Source organism: Mameliella sp. MMSF_3455, assembly GCF_030733205.1.
Taxonomy (GTDB): Bacteria; Pseudomonadota; Alphaproteobacteria; order Rhodobacterales; family Rhodobacteraceae; genus Antarctobacter.
The window spans coordinates 1-16,546 of record NZ_JASHJL010000070.1 but is presented as its reverse complement, the minus strand read 5'-3'; the positions used below and the strand labels follow the sequence as shown (position 1 = coordinate 16,546).

General features: G+C 64.1%; 11 protein-coding genes and 4 pseudogenes. 5 read left to right on the top strand and 10 right to left on the bottom strand.

The window, feature by feature from the left end:
- The 6 genes from RBB42_RS26885 to RBB42_RS26865 form a co-directional block, all read right to left on the bottom strand.
- Nucleotides 1-122 (bottom strand): adenosylhomocysteinase (locus tag RBB42_RS26885; RefSeq protein ID WP_305972606.1); only part of this gene is annotated, 122 nt, incomplete at its 3' end.
- Between the two features lie 28 nt (nucleotides 123-150).
- Nucleotides 151-1,341, bottom strand: coding sequence for a methionine adenosyltransferase (gene metK / locus RBB42_RS26880; RefSeq protein ID WP_305972602.1), 1,191 nt, complete (start codon nucleotides 1,339-1,341; stop codon nucleotides 151-153).
- 60 nt (nucleotides 1,342-1,401) lie between these two features.
- Nucleotides 1,402-4,065 carry a methionine synthase gene (metH, locus tag RBB42_RS26875; protein WP_420324730.1) on the bottom strand — a complete coding sequence of 888 codons (2,664 nt, stop codon included), beginning with the start codon at nucleotides 4,063-4,065 and terminating at the stop codon, nucleotides 1,402-1,404.
- On the bottom strand, nucleotides 4,062-5,129 hold the full coding sequence (locus tag RBB42_RS28240) for a homocysteine S-methyltransferase family protein (RefSeq protein WP_500862281.1): 1,068 nt from the start codon (nucleotides 5,127-5,129) through the stop codon (nucleotides 4,062-4,064). Before RBB42_RS28240 ends, metH begins: the two co-directional genes overlap by 4 nt.
- Nucleotides 5,130-5,140: 11 nt before the next feature.
- Complete coding sequence (gene metF / locus RBB42_RS26870) at nucleotides 5,141-6,019, bottom strand: methylenetetrahydrofolate reductase [NAD(P)H] (RefSeq protein ID WP_305972603.1); 879 nt, start codon at nucleotides 6,017-6,019, stop codon at nucleotides 5,141-5,143.
- A 74-nt stretch (nucleotides 6,020-6,093) separates the two neighbouring features.
- Nucleotides 6,094-7,779, bottom strand: a complete 1,686-nt coding sequence (locus tag RBB42_RS26865) for a glycine/sarcosine N-methyltransferase (RefSeq protein WP_305972604.1) — start codon at nucleotides 7,777-7,779, stop codon at nucleotides 6,094-6,096.
- 571 nt (nucleotides 7,780-8,350) lie between these two features.
- Between RBB42_RS26865 and RBB42_RS26860 the strand changes: the two are divergent.
- Nucleotides 8,351-8,746, top strand: a pseudogene (locus RBB42_RS26860) (transposase); the annotation flags it as partial.
- Nucleotides 8,747-9,097: 351 nt separating this feature from the next.
- Here the strand turns inward: RBB42_RS26860 and RBB42_RS26855 are convergent.
- Entirely contained in the window at nucleotides 9,098-9,994 is an 897-nt protein-coding gene (locus RBB42_RS26855) for a LysR family transcriptional regulator (RefSeq protein WP_305972605.1), read from the bottom strand.
- Between the two features lie 179 nt (nucleotides 9,995-10,173).
- Between RBB42_RS26855 and RBB42_RS26850 the strand changes: the two genes are divergently transcribed.
- The 4 genes from RBB42_RS26850 to RBB42_RS26835 all read left to right on the top strand — a co-directional run bounded on the left by RBB42_RS26850 (nucleotide 10,174) and on the right by RBB42_RS26835 (nucleotide 13,067).
- Nucleotides 10,174-11,256: an alpha/beta hydrolase gene (locus RBB42_RS26850; RefSeq protein ID WP_306043554.1), complete on the top strand. Its 1,083-nt coding sequence runs from the start codon at nucleotides 10,174-10,176 to the stop codon at nucleotides 11,254-11,256.
- A gap of 69 nt (nucleotides 11,257-11,325) precedes the next feature.
- On the top strand, nucleotides 11,326-11,781 hold the full coding sequence (locus RBB42_RS26845) for a (R)-mandelonitrile lyase (RefSeq protein WP_305972664.1): 456 nt from the start codon (nucleotides 11,326-11,328) through the stop codon (nucleotides 11,779-11,781).
- A 78-nt stretch (nucleotides 11,782-11,859) separates the two neighbouring features.
- Entirely contained in the window at nucleotides 11,860-12,621 is a 762-nt protein-coding gene (locus RBB42_RS26840; protein ID WP_305972663.1) for a carboxymuconolactone decarboxylase family protein, read from the top strand.
- A 50-nt stretch (nucleotides 12,622-12,671) separates the two neighbouring features.
- A complete protein-coding gene (locus RBB42_RS26835) occupies nucleotides 12,672-13,067 on the top strand; it encodes a (R)-mandelonitrile lyase (protein ID WP_305972662.1) in 396 nt (131 codons plus the stop codon).
- A gap of 592 nt (nucleotides 13,068-13,659) precedes the next feature.
- On the opposite strand, the pseudogene RBB42_RS26830 reads toward RBB42_RS26835, so the two are convergent.
- From RBB42_RS26830 to RBB42_RS26820, 3 pseudogenes are all read right to left on the bottom strand, one after another.
- A pseudogene (locus RBB42_RS26830) lies at nucleotides 13,660-14,955 on the bottom strand (IS91 family transposase).
- Nucleotides 14,956-14,972: 17 nt separating this feature from the next.
- Nucleotides 14,973-15,880, bottom strand: a pseudogene (locus RBB42_RS26825) (tyrosine-type recombinase/integrase); the annotation flags it as partial.
- A 286-nt stretch (nucleotides 15,881-16,166) separates the two neighbouring features.
- Nucleotides 16,167-16,466 (bottom strand): annotated as a pseudogene (locus RBB42_RS26820) (transposase); the annotation flags it as partial.
- Nucleotides 16,467-16,546 lie beyond the last annotated feature (80 nt).

Here is a 16,546-nt window from a genome sequence, read left to right as displayed (position 1 = left end):
CGCAGCGCCATCAGCCCCGGCATCTCGGTTTCGGCAATGTCCAGTTCCTTGCGGCCGAACCCGGCCAGTGCAATGTCGCGCACGGCATAATCCGCCGCTTTGACGTTTTCAGGTTTGTTCATTGGTAGATATCCTTGAATTCCGTTCGCTTCACTGCGCCGCCACGGTGGCGCCAAAGCTGCGGGCCAGCTCGTCTGCGAGATCTGTCCGCTCCCAGGAAAAGCCCCCGTCGTCCGCGGCTTGCCGCCCGAAATGGCCGTAGGCCGAGGTGCGGGTATAGATGGGCTGCAGCAGTTGCAGGTGATCGCGGATGCCGCGCGGGGTCAGGCGGACCATCTCGCGCAGACGGCGCGACAGTTCGGCTTCAGAGACCTCGCCGGTGCCGAGCGTATCGACATAGAGCGCCACGGGCTCGGGCACGCCGATGGCATAGGCCAGCTGGATCTGGCACTTGTCGGCCAGGCCCGCGGCCACGACGTTCTTGGCCAGGTAGCGCGCGACATAGGCCGCCGACCGGTCCACCTTGGTCGGATCCTTGCCCGAAAAGGCCCCGCCGCCGTGGGGTGCGGCGCCGCCATAGGTATCGACGATGATCTTGCGCCCTGTCAGCCCGGCGTCACCGTCTGGGCCGCCAATGACGAAATTGCCGGTGGGATTGACGATCAGCTTGTCATCGGCCGGCAGATCCCAACCTTCGTCCTTGAAGACATCCGTGATGTAGGGCTTGACCAACTCGCGCACCTCGGCCTGGCTGAGGCCCTCAAGGTGCTGGGTCGAGACCACCACGGTATCCAGGCCCACGGGCTTGCCGCCGGCATATTTCAGCGTCACCTGGCTTTTGGCGTCGGGGCCGAAATTCGGCTGCTTGCCCGATTTCCGGTCCTCCGCCATGTGGCGCAGGATGCGGTGGGAAAACTGGATCGGCGCGGGCATCAGCTCGGCGGTTTCGTTGCAGGCATACCCGAACATGATGCCCTGGTCGCCGGCACCTTCCTCGCCCTTCTCGCCCTCGTCGACACCCTGCGCGATGTCGGCGGACTGGGCGTGCAGGCGGCAGACGATCTCGACGTCGCGCCAGGAAAAGCCGGCCTGGTCGTAACCGATGTCGCGGATCGCATCCCGGGCGATCTGATCGACATTCTTGAGCACGGATTCCGGACCGCGCACCTCGCCGGCGATGGTCACGTGATCGGTGGTTGCCAGTGTTTCGCAGGCCACGCGGGATTGCGGGTCAGCGGCCAGGTAGGCGTCCAGGATGGCATCCGAAATCCGGTCGCATACCTTGTCAGGGTGTCCTTCGGACACGGATTCACTGGTAAACAGCCAGGTCTTGTCGCTCATCTCGTTCCTTTCTCCACTACGGTGGGATTGGGTCGGGGTTGGCAAGTGGTCTTGCGGGGGTCAGGCGATCTTGCGATCCGCCGATGACTTGTCGGGCCGATAGGACAGACTGGGGGCCAGCCAGGCCTCGACCTCGGCGATCTCCATTCCCTTGCGCGCGGCATAATCCGAGACCTGGTCCGGTCCGATCCGGCCGATCCCGAAATAGCGCGCCTCGGGGTGCGAGAAATAAAGGCCCGAAACCGCGGAAGCGGGCCACATCGCACAGGAGTCCGTCAGCTTGAGGCCGGTATGCGCAGGCGCATCCAGCAGGTCGAAAAGCGTGCGCTTCTCGGTGTGATCCGGACAGGCCGGATAGCCCGGTGCCGGGCGGATGCCGCGGTACTGCTCGCGGATCAGCGCCGCGTTGTCGAGTTCCTCGCCCGGGGCATATCCCCAGAGGCTGCGACGCACGCGGGCATGCAACGCCTCGGCAAAGGCCTCTGCCAGCCGGTCGCCCAGGGCCTGCACCATGATCGAGTCGTAATCATTGCCCTCGGACTTCAGCCGGTCGGCGATCTCGTGCACCTCCGCCCCGGTGGTGACGGCGAAACCGCCGACCCAGTCCGGCGTGCCCTCGGGGGCGACGAAATCTGCCAGGCACATCTGGGCGGTGTCGCGGGTCTTGTTGCGCTGCTGGCGCAACTGCGGCATCCGCGCGCGCAGCTTGCCGCGCGTCTCGTCCGTCCAGACAAGGATGTCGTCGCCCCGCCTGTTGGCAGGCCAGAGCCCGACCACGCCGCGCGGCGAAAACCAACCCTCACTTTCGATCCGGTCCAGCATCTTCTGCGCGTTATCGTATAGCTCGCGCGCCGTCTCCCCCCTGTCGGGATCCTCGAGAATGGCGGGGAAGTTGCCGCGCATTTCCCAAGTGGCGAAGAACGGCGTCCAGTCGATGAACTCGCGCAGTGCGGCGACGTCCATGTCGTCGATCACGGTCAGGCCGGGCGTCTGTGGCGCCGGGGGCGTATAGCTGTCCCAGCCGCCGTCAAAGGCATTTGCCCGCGCCTGCGGCAATGGAGCGGTCGGCCGGTCGCCGCCGCGGTCGTCGCCTGCGCGCATTTTGTCCTGGTCTTCCGCGATCTCGGCCAGATAGGCCGGACGGGCGGATTTCGACAACAGCTTGGACACCACGCCGACGGCCTTGGAGGCATCGTCCACGTGGACCACACCGTTTTCATATTCCGGCGCGATCTTGAGCGCGGTGTGCTTTTTTGACGTGGTCGCGCCGCCGATCAGCAGCGGCAGGTCCAGCCCCTGTCGTTTCATCTCTGCCGCCACTTCGACCATGCGGTCGAGCGAGGGCGTGATAAGGCCCGACAAACCGATGATGTCGGCCTTTTCCTCCTTGGCCTTGGCGATGATGTCCTCGGTCGGGACCATCACCCCCATGTCCACCACGTCATAGTTGTTGCATTGCAGGACGACGCCCACGATGTTCTTGCCGATATCGTGCACATCGCCCTTGACCGTGGCCATCAGCACCTTGCCCTTGGCCGAGGTATCGCCCTGCTGGCGCTTTTCCTCTTCCATGAAGGGCAGCAGATGGGCGACGGCGGTCTTCATAACGCGGGCCGATTTCACCACCTGCGGCAGGAACATCTTGCCGGCGCCGAACAAGTCGCCCACGACATTCATGCCGTCCATCAACGGCCCTTCGATCACGTGCAGAGGCTTTTCCGCGCGCAGGCGGCACTCTTCTGTGTCCTCGACGACGAAATCGGTGATCCCGTGAACCAGCGCGTGTTCCAGTCGTTTCTCGACTGGGGCCTCGCGCCACTTGGGGTCTTCCTTTTTCGATGCCTCGCCTGTGCCCTTGTACTTGTCCGCGATGTCCAACAGGCGTTCGGTCGCATCGTTGCGACGGTTGAAAAGCACGTCCTCGACGCGCTCGCACAGTTCTTCGGGGATATCGTCGTAGACGGTGATCTGGCCCGCATTGACGATGGCCATGTCCATGCCCAGCGGAATCGCGTGATACAGAAAGGCCGAGTGCATGGCCTCGCGCACCGCGTTGTTGCCGCGAAAGCTGAACGAGACGTTGGACAGCCCGCCCGAGACATGGGTATCGGGCATGTCGGCCTTGATCAGCTTGATCGCCTCGAAAAACGCGTTGGCGTAATCGTTGTGCTCTTCGATGCCCGTCGCAACGGCAAAGATATTGGGGTCAAAGATGATGTCCCAAGGCTGGAAACCGGCCTTCTCGACCAGCAGATCGTAGGACCGGCGGCAGATCTCGTACTTGTGCTGTGCGGTCTCGGCCTGGCCGTTCTCGTCAAAGGCCATGACCACCACGGCGGCGCCATAGCGGCGGATGGTGCGGGCCTGTTCAAGGAAAGGTGCCTCGCCCTCCTTGAGAGAGATCGAGTTGACCACGGCTCGGCCCTGGACGCATTTCAACCCGGCCTCGATCACCTCGAACTTGGAGCTGTCGAGCATCACCGGCACCCGGCTGATGTCCGGCTCTGAAGCGATCAGGTTGAGGAAGGTGACCATCGCCTGCTCCGAGTCGAGCAGGCCCTCGTCCATGTTCACGTCGATGATCTGGGCGCCGTTCTCGACCTGGCTGCGAGCCACGTCGAGCGCGGCGGCATAGTCGCCTTCCATGATCAGCTTCTTGAACTTGGCCGACCCGGTGACGTTCGTGCGCTCACCGATATTGATGAAATTGGCAACACTGCTCATGCTGCGTCCTCCGTATGTGTGCCCGGGGCCTCGAACATCTCCAGTCCCGACAGGCGCATCCGCCGTACCGTTTCGGGGATGGCGCGCGGGGTCTTGCCCGCAACGGCATCGGCGATGGCGCGGATATGGTCGGGCGTCGTGCCGCAGCAGCCGCCGACGATGTTCACCAGCCCGGCATCGGCCCATTCGCCCAGGTGCGCGGCGGTTTCCTCGGGCGTCTCGTCGTATCCGCCCATCTCGTTCGGCAGGCCCGCGTTGGGATAGGCGCTGATGCGGGTGTCGGCGACCTCGGACAAGGTGCGGACATGCGGGCGCATTTCGCCCGCGCCCAGGGCGCAGTTGAGCCCCACCGAAAAGGGGCGCGCATGGCTCATGGAGACCCAGAAGGCCTCTGGCGTCTGGCCTGTCAACGTCCGCCCGGACCGGTCGGTGATGGTGCCCGAGATCATCAGCGGGGGCACGTCCAGCCCTTCGTCCTTGAGGCTGTCGATGGCAAAGAGCGCGGCCTTGGCATTGAGCGTGTCGAAAATCGTCTCGACCAGCAGCACATCGACCCCGGCCTTGACCAGGGCGCGCGCGGCCTCGCCATAGGCGCGTGCAAGATCGTCGAATGTGACGGCGCGAAACCCGGGGTCGTTCACGTCCGGGCTGAGGCTGGCGGTCTGGTTGGTCGGGCCGATGCCCCCGGCAACCCAGCGCGGACGGTCCGGCGTCGACATGGCCTCGGCTGCTTCGCGGGCAAGGCGCACGCTCTCGGTGTTCATCTCGGTGACAAGGCCTTCCATGCCGTAATCGGCCTGGCTGATCGCATTGGCGCCGAAAGTGTTGGTGCACAGGATGTCCGCGCCCGCCTCGAGAAAAGCGGTGTGAATGTCGCGGATCATGTCGGGCTGGGTCAGGCTCAGCAATTCGCTGTTGCCGCCCACGTCGCTGTTCCAGTCCGCAAAGCGCGTCCCGCGATAGACGTCCTCTCCGGGCTTGTGCTGCTGGATCATGGTGCCCATGGCCCCGTCCAGCACCAGGATGCGTCGGGCGGCGTGGGAAGTGATGTCGGTCTCGGTCATCTCGTCTCTCCTCAGGCGGCGCTCTCGGCCGTGGTCCCGGACATGAGTCCAAGCGCGCGGCAGACCGCCAGGCTGACCTCGGGTCGGTTGAGCGTGTAGAAATGGAACTCGGACAGTCCCGCCTCCATCAGGAGACGGCATTGCTCGGTTGCGACACTGGTCGCGATCATGGCGCGGGTTTCTGGTGCGTCGTCCAGCCCTTCGAACATCCGCGCCAGCCAGTCCGGCACCGACGCGCCGCACATGGCGGAAAACCGTTTGAGCCCGGCGAAATTCGCCACCGGCATGATCCCCGGCACGATCGGCGCGGTGATGCCCGCGGCACGGGCACGGTCGACGAACCGCAGGATCACATCCGTGTCAAAGGTGTACTGCGTGATTGCCCGGGCCGCCCCCGCATCCAGCTTGCGCTTGAGATGATCGAGGTCCGCCGCAGCGCTTGCCGCCTCGGGGTGAATCTCTGGGTAGGCGGCCACGGAGATATCGAAATCCGCGACCCGGCGCAGCCCCGCAACCAGTTCCGCAGCGTCGCCATAGCCATCGGAGGCAAGGCGTTGCCCTTCCGGAAGGTCGCCGCGCAGGGCCACGATGCGCGTGATGCCCTTTTCGTGCAGCCCCCGGGCCAGTCGGTCGATCTCGTCCCGGCTTGCCCCCACGCAGGTCAGGTGATGGGCCACGGGTCGTCCGGTGCGGTTCCCGACCATGTCCACGATGCGGGCGGTCCGGTCGCGGGTGCTGCCGCCAGCGCCGTAGGTCACCGAAAAATAGGCCGGATCGGCACTGGCCATCTGATCGACGGCACGCGCCAGCGTCGTTTCGCCAGCATCGGTCTTTGGCGGGAAAAGCTCGAAGGACACAGAGGCGGGTGGATCGGGAAAGGGCCCGGTCATGCAGTACTCTCCAATGATGTGGGCGAATGGCGAAGCAAGGGCCGGGACGCGCGACGGCGCCCCGGCACGTCACATCACGCCGGCTTGCGGAAGTGCTGGATACCCCAGGCGAGATGGCCGTCATCGGCGGCCTTCACCCAGTTCTCCAACCCCACGGCCATCTTGTCGAGGTACTCCGCCGAGGCCCCGGCCTCGCGCAGTTTCTCGTAATTGGCCAACAGTTCCTCGCGGACACGGAAGTAATGCGTGCGCAAGTCGCTGACGGCCTCTTCCTGCTCCACCGTCTCGAAGCCGAGCGCCTCTGCCGCCTCGCGATAGAACCGGGGCGACCCCAGATCGTTAAGTTGCAGACGGTCATAGACAGGCTGCAACACGGCGGGATCGGCATCGTCGGCCTGCATCGGATCGGTGAAGATCAGGTGCCCGCCGGGCTTGAGCACTCGCCAGGCCTCGGCCAGCACCTTGGCCCGCTGATCCGAATGCAGGAAGGCGTCTTGGCTCCAGGCCACATCGCAGCTGGCGTCGGCCTCGGGCACGTCCTCGAACACGCCGTGACGGACCGAGATCTTGTTGGACAGCTTCGCGGCGCGGATCTTGCCCAGGTTATATTCATTCTGCGTCTCGGACAGGTTCAGGCAGACCGCCTCGCAGCCGGTCTTGCGCACCAGCGTGCGCATCGCGCCGCCATAGCCCGCCCCCATGTCGATGACCCGCGCCGAGGCATCCAGCGGCGGCAGCCGGTCGATCATCGACTCGATGGTACGGTCCGATGCCGTGCGGATGTCGGGCGTTTCGGCATAGCGGCCGATGTGCAGGTCCTCGCCACCCCAGATCGTGGAATAGAACGTGTCCGCATCGTCGCTGTCGTAGTAGTCTTCCGTGATGTCGCGGATGTCCTGCTTGCCGTCATCCGATACGGCGCCCCAGCGCACCAGGTGCATCGCCGATTTCTCGGCCACGTGGATGAAGAAATCCGGATCGTCCTCGGCGTAGGTTTCCTGGAAATCGCCATAGGTGCGGACCCTTTCGAACCCGGCCTCGGACAGCAGGCGCCGCATGTAGTTCTTGCGGATCGGGCACATGTTGAGCGTGTATTCCGACCCGTCCGGGAAGGAATAGCGCATCCGGCACAGCCCCTCGTCGACATGGTCGGGCTCGGCTGTCACCTGGTCGCCGCAGTAATAGTACTTGTGCTTGGTCGAATAGCCCCGGTCCAGCATGGCATCGTAGTTGCGCTGGTCGAGGATCAGCAGGCCGTCGTGCTTGAGCGCGGCGTAAAATTCGGCCAGCGCACGACGACGCTCGGATTCCTTGTGCAGATGCGTAAAGGAATTCCCAAGGCAGACGATCGCGTCGTACTTGCCGTTGATGTCGCGGTTGAGCCAGCGCCAGTCAGCCTGCGCCGTCTTCAGGATCAACCCCCGGCTGCGACCGTTCTCGAAAGCCTTGGCCACCATCGAGGCCGCCCCGTCCGAGGCGGTCACGTCAAAGCCGGCTTCGGTCAGGCGGACCGAGTGAAAACCGGTGCCGCAGGCCACGTCGAGCACGCTTTCCTTGCCGCGGGCCCGCAGGATGTCGATGAAGAACTGGCCCTCGCTCTCGGCGCGGCCCGCCCAGTCGATCAGTTCGTCCCACTTGTCGACAAAGGTCTTGACGTATTCCTTTCGGTAATGGTCGGTCTCGCGATCGGCCAGCGGGTCGTCGCTGTAGACCTGATCGGTCATCGTCAGTTCAGCGTTCTCGGCCATCGTGTCGCTCATCTCTGTCTCCGTTCCAAACGTCCCGTTGCCGGCGATGCAGATGCCCGCCGGGCGCGCAGTTTTTCTGCGCAAGCCTCGAAAGGCTGCACTGATGTCTTTGCCCACTTCGATGTTCGTCCCCGGCCGGCGTGACCCCGCCGCGGGTGGCAATGTGATCGGGTCCAGGTTCTGCGCGGGTCGGTGCCAAGCGGGTCGTCAGCTCGGCTCCGCCCAGAGGCGTCAGAGTGCTGCCCAATATGCACCGACAACCTCACGGACAATTTGCGACCATTCAACCCCCAATTGCGACATTCTTTCTAATTGGATGATTCAACAGGGGAAAAGCCGGCTCACTGCGTTGGGACAGCTGCGAAAATGAGCATCGGCATCCTTGGGTGCCGGACCAACGGCGTCCATGAACCAAGGCGTGGAGCCGTCCGATGCGCGCAACGGATCATTGAAATCGAAGGCAAAAATCGCATCCGGCGTGCCGACGCACCCGGGCCTTTGACGTCAACCCTCGACCGACCGGCAATAGATCAACGAATGACCGGAAACAGCGCGAACGACCGGAAGACAGCGGACCTGCCAGAAGCAGTTCCGCCGAAACTACTCCGATCCGAACAGAGGGCCGTCCGGCAAGGGCGTCGCCAAATACCGTGGCCTGAAGCTCACCTGCCAAGCCTGCCCCTCGAAGCCGCGCTGCTGTCCGAACATGGACTTCCGGTCCATCACCCGTGAAGAGCACGAAGACGCACGCCAGGCTGCACGGGATATCGCGAAGACCGGGCAATACGAGGTCTCGATGAAGCTCCGGAAAAAGGTCGAGATGCTCTTTGCCCACCTCAAACGGATCCTGGGCCTAAACAGGCTCCGACTACGCGGCCCATGCGATGCCAACGACGAATTCCTCCTCGCCGCCACCGCCCAGAACCTCCGGAAACTGGCAAAGATCTTTCCTGCACCGCAGCAATCGCGGAAAGCCTGACAGGAAAGTCACTCGCGCCCCGTTCAGGCATCGATATTCTGCGCTGGCAAACGAGTGTTTTTCCACAGAACGGCGGATTCCGGCCTTTCGCTGCGGTGGCCATCCGATCATCCAGCCAAGATGGAATGCGACATTCAGAGCGGGCCAAGATCGAGGGTTGTGCTGCATCGCCGCATGACGGAGCCGAGCCTTTTTGCGGCAATCGGTCGACAGATCAGACGGCTTGATCTGTTACCATAGCCCCTGAGGGCCAGCGCTGCCAGCGAGCAGCGCTTCGGCGTCGCACCCTCGCATTCAGTCAAACGCCGGCGTCATTTTTTGTGATCCGAAGAACGCTTTCATGAACACATGTCATGATCGCGCCGAACGCAACCGATCGACCAAGAGCCGCAGCGCCGAGCTAAGATTCCGCCGCCCCATGTAGCACAGGTGGTAGCCGTCGAAAGGCAGGCAGAAGTCCGCCAAGACCCTGCGCAAACGTCCGGTATCGAGGTCAGCGCGGACTTCCGGCAGCGGCAGGTAGCCGAACCCGTGACCAGCCCGCACTGCTTCCATGACAAGACCGGGGTCGTTCAGGATGAAGGGACCGCTCAGCTTCTTCACCACCTCAGTGCCTTCGATCTCGAACTCCCAGTCATAGACCGGCCCGTCGGAGCGATGCCGCATCAGGATACAGTCGTGGGCATCAAGATCGTCGGGGTGCGTCGGCGTGCCGCGCCGCGCGAGGTAGTCCGCGCTGGCGACCGCCGCCATTTCCAACTGTGGCCCGACGGGGACTGCGATCATGTCGGGGCTCAGGTGTTCGCCGAGCCGGATCGCGCAGTCAAAGCGGTCTTCGGCAAGGTCAGAAAGCCGGCCTTCGCTGCTGATCTCGATGCGCACATCGGGATAGTCGCGCACCAGTTGCGAGGCCACCGGCCAGAGGATGTCGCGGGTGGCGGGCACGCTGGAGGTCACCCGCACCAGCCCCGAGGGACGCTCGCCAAGTGTGCGTATTTCTTCGATCCGGTTGCCGAGCTGCTGGAAGCTGGGGCGCAGCGCCGCGAGCAGCTGTTCGCCCGCATCGGTGGGGGTCACCTTCCGCGCACTGCGGTTGAGCAGCCGCACGCCGATCTTGTCTTCGAGCCGCCGGATCGTGTGGCTCACGGCGGATTGCGACACGCCGAGACGGTGCCCGGCGCGGGTGAAATTGCCCTCTTCGGTGACGGCGAGCAGGGTCGAAAGATCGCCGAGCAATTCACGGTCCATGGCGCGCTCCCTCTGTGGCTCGCGACTTTGTGGGGCAATGCAAAGACTGACGCAAAGAAAAAGCGCCGCCCAAGCATGAATCCAGCTCATGGCAACGATAAGGCAAGGCGGCCTTATCCCGCCCCGGGGGCAGCTCCAGATTGGAGGGCAGACGACACATCCGAAACGGAGTTCCCGAGATGACCACCCCGACCCCAACGACCGATCCCCAGGACCCCGCCCGCCGCGATCTGCTGGCCGCTGGAATGGGCGCCGCTGCGCTTGGCTTGGCCTCGCTGAGTGCCGAGGCGGCGCTGGCGCAGGTGACTACCGAGTGGGACAAGACCTTCCCGCAGAGTGACCGCGTCGACCACCGCAAGGTCAGCTTCACCAACCGCTACGGCATCGCGCTGGTGGGCGACCTCTACCTGCCGAAGAACCGCGGCGACGCGCCGCTTCCTGCGCTTGCAGTGGCCGGCCCCTTCGGCGCCGTCAAGGAGCAGGCCGCGGGCCTCTATGCGCAGGAAATGGCCGAGCGTGGCTTTGCCGCCGTGGCTTTCGACCCCTCCTATATCGGCGAGAGCGAGGGAACCCCGCGTTACGTCGCCTCGCCCGACATCAACACCGAAGATTTCATGGCCGCGGTCGACTTCCTTGGCCTGCATGACGCGGTCGACCGCGACCGTATCGGGATGATCGGCATCTGCGGCTTTGGCGGCATGGCGCTGAACGCGGCGGCCCCGGACAAGCGGGTCAAGGCGGTTGCAGTGACGTCGATGTACGACATGAGCCGAGTGATTGCGCGCGGGTATTTCGACTCGATGACCGACGAGCAACGCACCGAAGCGCTGACGGCAATGAGCCTGCAACGCTGGGAAGACGCTGCCTCGGACGAGGCTCCGAAGCTGGCGGGCGGTCTGCCCGACACGCTGGACGGCATCGATAACCCGGTGATCGCCATGTATCACGCCTACTACAAGACGGACCGCGGCTATCACCCGCGCTCGCTGAACTCGAACGGCGGCTGGAACGTCACCTCGGCCATGTCCTTCATGAACATGCCGCAACTCACCTACATCCACGAGATCTCGCCGCGTCCGGCGCTGATCATCGCCGGGTCCGAGGCGCATTCCCGCTACTTCAGCGAAGACGCCTATGCCGCGGCGCGCGACCCCAAGGAACTGGTGATCATCGACGGCGCGGATCACTGCGATCTCTACGACCAGAAGAACATCATCCCCTTCGACCGTCTTCAGGCATTCTTCGAAGGCCACCTCGCGTAAATCCCCGGGCCTGTCCCCGCACGCGGGGGCAGCTCTCATCGCCCCTTTACCCATCATGGAGACGACCCGATGAATATGACCCTCGCCGCACTTGCGCTGAGCCTCGCCGCCCCCGCGGCCCTCGCCCAGCAGATGACGCAGACCACGCCTCTGGAGCGGGGTGGCCAGATCGGCAGCCCCGAGACCTTCACCGGCACGGTCTTCGTCGCGCCGGTCTTCGGCCCCGACATGAACGAAGTCAGCGCAGGTGAGGTGACTTTCATGCCCGGCGCACGCTCGGCCTGGCACACGCATCCGGTGGGCCAATACCTCGTCGTGACGGCGGGGACCGGCTGGTACCAGGAAGAAGGCCGGGAAAAGCAGGTGATGCGCACCGGCGACGTGGTTTTCGCCCCGGCGGGCGTGAACCATTGGCACGGCGCGACGGCAGGAACCTCTGTCACTCACTACGCGATCCAGGCCGCTCAGGACGGCTCCGCCGTGACCTGGGGGGAACTGGTCTCCGACGAGGACTACGGCAGCTGAGACTGAACGCCTGCAACGGGAGACTGGTGTGACCGGTCCCCGCCACTTCGCCAACTCACCGATACTAAGGATGCTACCATGAAAACCCGGATCATTGCCTCCGTCTTCGCACTCGCGAGCACCGCCGCCTCGGCACAGGACGTTTCCCAAACCCTCCCGACCGCCGTCGACACGGTGGCGCCGGCTCTCGCCGCCTATGCCACCGAAGATCTCTTCGGCTCCGTCTGGACCGATGAGGCGCTCTCGGTGCGCGACCGCGCGCTCGTGACCTTCGCGGCGCTGGTCACACGCCATGAGGCGGACATGCTTGGGCGTCACACCGAACTGGCACTCGACGCGGGCGTGACCCCGGCCGAACTGTCGGAAACCATCACCCATCTCGCCTTTTACACCGGTTGGGGCAACGCCACCGCAGCCGCCGAGGCCATGGCCCCGGTCTATGACGCGCGTGGCGTGACCGCTGAAGACCTGCCCGCTCTCGCCCCTGATCTCCTGCCGCTGGACGAAGAGGCCGAGGCCGCGCGGGAGGAAACGGTTCAGTCCAATTTCGCCAACGTAAGCCCCGGCGTCGTCGACACCACGCGCGAGCTGCTGTTCAACGACCTCTGGCTGCGCCCGGCCCTTGCGCCCCGCGACCGCAGCATGGTCACCGTTGCGGCGCTGATCGCCGCCGGTCAACCAGAGCAAATGACCTTTCACTTGAACCGCGCGATGGACAACGGGCTGACACAGGAAGAGGCAGGCGCGATGCTCTCGCATCTTGCCTTCTACGCGGGCTGGCCCAGGGTTTTCTCGGCGATGCCCGTGGCGCGGCAGGTGTTCGAGGGCCGCGCAGACTGAAATTCTGCGGCGCGGCCACGACACCGCCGCCTCACCAACGGAGACATTCAATGAAGATCATCCGAGCTGGCAGCACGCCCTCCGCCCCCGGTCCCGAGGACTACTTTACCGGAACCGTGCGGATCGACCCCATGTTCCAGGCCGACGCCCCGGGCCGCACCAGCGGTGCCCATGTCACCTTCGAGCCCGGCGCCCGCACCGCATGGCACACCCACCCGGCGGGACAGACCATCATCATCACCTTTGGCCGCGGCCGGGTGCAGCGAGAAGGTGGCCCGATCGAAGAGGTCAGAACGGGCGACGTGGTCTTCTTCCCCGCCGACGAGAAACACTGGCACGGCGCCTCTCCCGATACTGCCATGTCGCATATAGCCATTCAGGAGAGCATTGACGGCACGCCGGTGACCTGGCTGGAGAAGGTCTCCGACGCGGACTACACCGGCTGAAGGTAACCGCGCTGCCGCCTGTTGTGGCGGCAGTGCGGTGATGACTGCAAGGCCGAGCTCCGGCGCTCCGAGAAGTGGTCTTGAGCGTTGATGTGCCGTGTGAAGCTCCTGACGAACGGTCAAGAAATCCGCACACGTGCTCAGCGCGCGGCCTCAGGATGACGGTCTGCTCTTGCGCAAGAGCGCCTGGATGCGAAAGGCCGGTTCGGGGGAATTTGCGCCACAGCGATGACTATCTTGGCGAGTGTCCGGACTGGTGAAGGATTATTGATGTGGGCCGTGGTGCAACGGTGCCGCTTGGCGAGTGGTCGGCCCGCGTTGAAAATCCTCCCAAGGTGGAAGCCGCGGTGGCCAGGTGCTGTCTATGTGGAAAGTGCGCTGAGGTTTCCAGCGCCGATGCGGCGTGGCTGACGGCTCGAATGACATCGAACGTCGCAAAAAGCGCCCTGATCGGCCGAGTTGATGATGTGCGGTCGCGGGCGGCGCCTTTCGTCGGCGGTTTGCGGGCGTGACACTGCGTGAGGCATGGCTGAGCCGGTCCGGAACGGGCGTGAGATCCGGAGTTTTGATCGTGGCAGAGACTGGAGGTTTGTCATGCGGCCTGCGTCCGTGGTGGGTTGCGCGACATCGGTTTCTGGCCGCGACGGAGGATTTCGATGATGCGCATCGGGCCACCGCAGCATGGGCACGGCTCGCGCAGGGTGAGAGGTGCGGGCGCCCTCGGGTCCTGCGCTTCCATTTCGGGCGCCGGCTGCCCCAACAGGCCAAGGATGCGGGCGATGGTGGCCTTGCGGGTGGCACCGGCCAGCAGGCTGTAATGGCGGATGCGATGGAACCTGTCGGGGAGGACATGCATCAGGAAGCGGCGGATGAACTCCGACGTGGACAGGCGCATGACCTTCTGCCGGTCGCCGGATTCGACGCGGTAGTCCTTCCATCGAAACGCGACAGTCTGGGTGTCGGCGCTGATCAGGCGATGGTTCGAGATCGCGACGCGTTGGGTGTAGCGGCTCAGGTAGGCGAGTACTGCCTCAGGCCCGCCGAAGGGCGGTTTGACGTAGACGACCCATTCGGATTTGCGGAACGGCGCGAGCCAGGCGGCAAAGGCATTCGTCTTTGTCAGTCCTTCGAGATCGCCGTAGAAGGCCAATTCCCCAGCGGCATAAAGCGCCAGCAGCCCGTTGAGGAACAAGCGCCTGAACAGGCGCGACAGCACCCGCACGTGCAGGAAAAACCCGGCCTGCAGGCGACCCAGCGGGTGCCGTCCGGCGAGAGCCCTCCGCCCGGCACAATCATGTGGATGTGTGGGTGGTGGGGTCACGCCGGAGGCGTGCTTTCAGCACGACGCCGATCCCCAAGTGTGCAGCACGCAGGTCATGCCGATCCGGGCGCCGAGCCACTTGGGGGCGGCTGCGATGGTCGTGACCGTTTCGGCGGACGCCCGGAACAGCATGCCACAGATGGCCTTGTTCGCCATCGGTCTCGAACCCGTGGCGACACGATGGCTCACTCCAGAAGGCGATCTGAGCGATCCCGGCTGGCAGGGTGAAGACCACATGGAAAAACTCGACGGGCAGAAGGTCCTCGGCACGCGCCGCCATCCAGTCGCGCGCCGCCGGCTCCTGACACTTTGGGCAATGCCGGTTCTTGCAGGAATTGTAGGCGATGTGATGGTGGCCGCATTTGGCGCAGCCCGCTACATGCCCGCCGAGCGCCTCGGTCCGGCAGGCTTCGATCGCCCCCTCTCGTGACATTGCTGCGCAATGCACTATCGGGCAGTGGACATCACTTTGAGCTGGGACAGGCTGAAGTGCCCGACATTGGCCTGCCGCCACGCAGGACCATGGGAACGAAAGATGTCAGCGATCTCCAGCGTCGGCCGGGGCACCCCGGCGCCCGGTCACCCAGACTTCGCTTCACGGCGTGATCCTGCAGCTTGGCCAGTATATATAGTAGGGGCAGACCGTGTCGCGGATCGTCTTGGTGGCGACATGCGTGTATTGCGCCGTCGTCGTCAGCTTGGCGTGACCAAGCAAGACCTGGATCACCCGGACATCCGTGTTGGCCTCCAGAAGATGGGTCGCAAAGCTGTGCCTCAGCGTATGCAGGGTGGCAGCCTTCTTGACCCCGGGCATCGTCTTGGCCGACGTGAAGGCCCGGTTCAATTGCCGTGACGAGACCGGATTGATCTTCGGCTTGCCCGGGAACAACCAGCCCTCGGGTCGCGCTTCGCGCCAGTAGTCGCGCAGGAGAGCGAGTAGGCCGGGGGACAGCATGACCTTGCGGTCCTTCCGCCCCTTGCCCTGCTCGACATGGATCAGCATGCGGTCGCTGTCGTGTCGGAGACGCGCCTCTGGCACGATGTCCCCGATCTTGAAATTGCAGACCTCGGCAGCCCTGAGCCCGGCACCGTAGGAGATGCTGAGAGCCGCGCGATATTTCAGGCCGGGCCCGGGTGCCGCCATCAGTATGTCGGACACCTCCTCGAAGCTGAACACCACGGGCAGATTCCGCGGCTGCGAGCGGAATTGCATGTAGCGCTTCATGTCCTCGCGCCCGCAAGTCATGCCAAAGAATAACCGGAGCGCCACAATCCGCACGTTGAACGTGCTGGCCGTGACCCCGGTGTCGGTCATGTGAAGCTGGTAGGCGCGCAGATCGTCTGGCGTGGCCGTGTCCGGCGAGCGACCGAGAAAGGACGCAAAATCCTTGATCGCCCGAATATGCGCCTTCTGGGATTTCTCGCCCATGCCGCGAATACCCATGCCCTCGATCATTCGCTCGCGCAGCGGGGTCGTTCTCTCGTCCGTCATGGGAACCTCCTGTCTGTCGATTGAGAGGCCTCAATCGTCAGGCAGCGGCCCACATTCCCAAACCCTATTATCCACTAGAAAAAGCAAAAGGCGTGCCGGGCTCGCGTGCGACAGAATCGCCGGACCTCCCTGAAGTTCGCTGCGAGTGCTCGGTTCTCCCCGCGACTGCGCGGGACGTTGGGAGGAAGCGCTGAGAACGGACGTTCGTCGTGGCGGACATGAACGGCTACTCAATTCAAATGACGGCAAACCCCCTAGGCTCTGGACTCATTGAGTTTCACAGCCATTAGATGACGAGTGCGGCGAGAGCGATGGCCGAGAAGAATGCCTTGGGGCATCTGTCGTATCTGGTTGCCACACGCCTCCAGTCCTTGAGCCTGCCGAACATGATATCGCATCGCTGCCCGGCAGTGCATTGCATAGCAATGTCACGAGAGGGGCGGTTACGGCGTTTGTAGCGGCGCTTGTCGTATTTGACGGGGGCCTTGCGTTGTTTGCTTCCGGGGATGCAAGCGCGTATCCCTTTGTCTTGCAGGGCTTCTCGGAACCAGTCAGCATCGTAGCCCCGGTCGCCGAGTAACCATTTGACTGAGCTACTCCCCATCTTTTGGATAGGAACTGGCGTAATTTAAGCTACTCGTTGCACCTGCTGATCGGGTTGGTTGA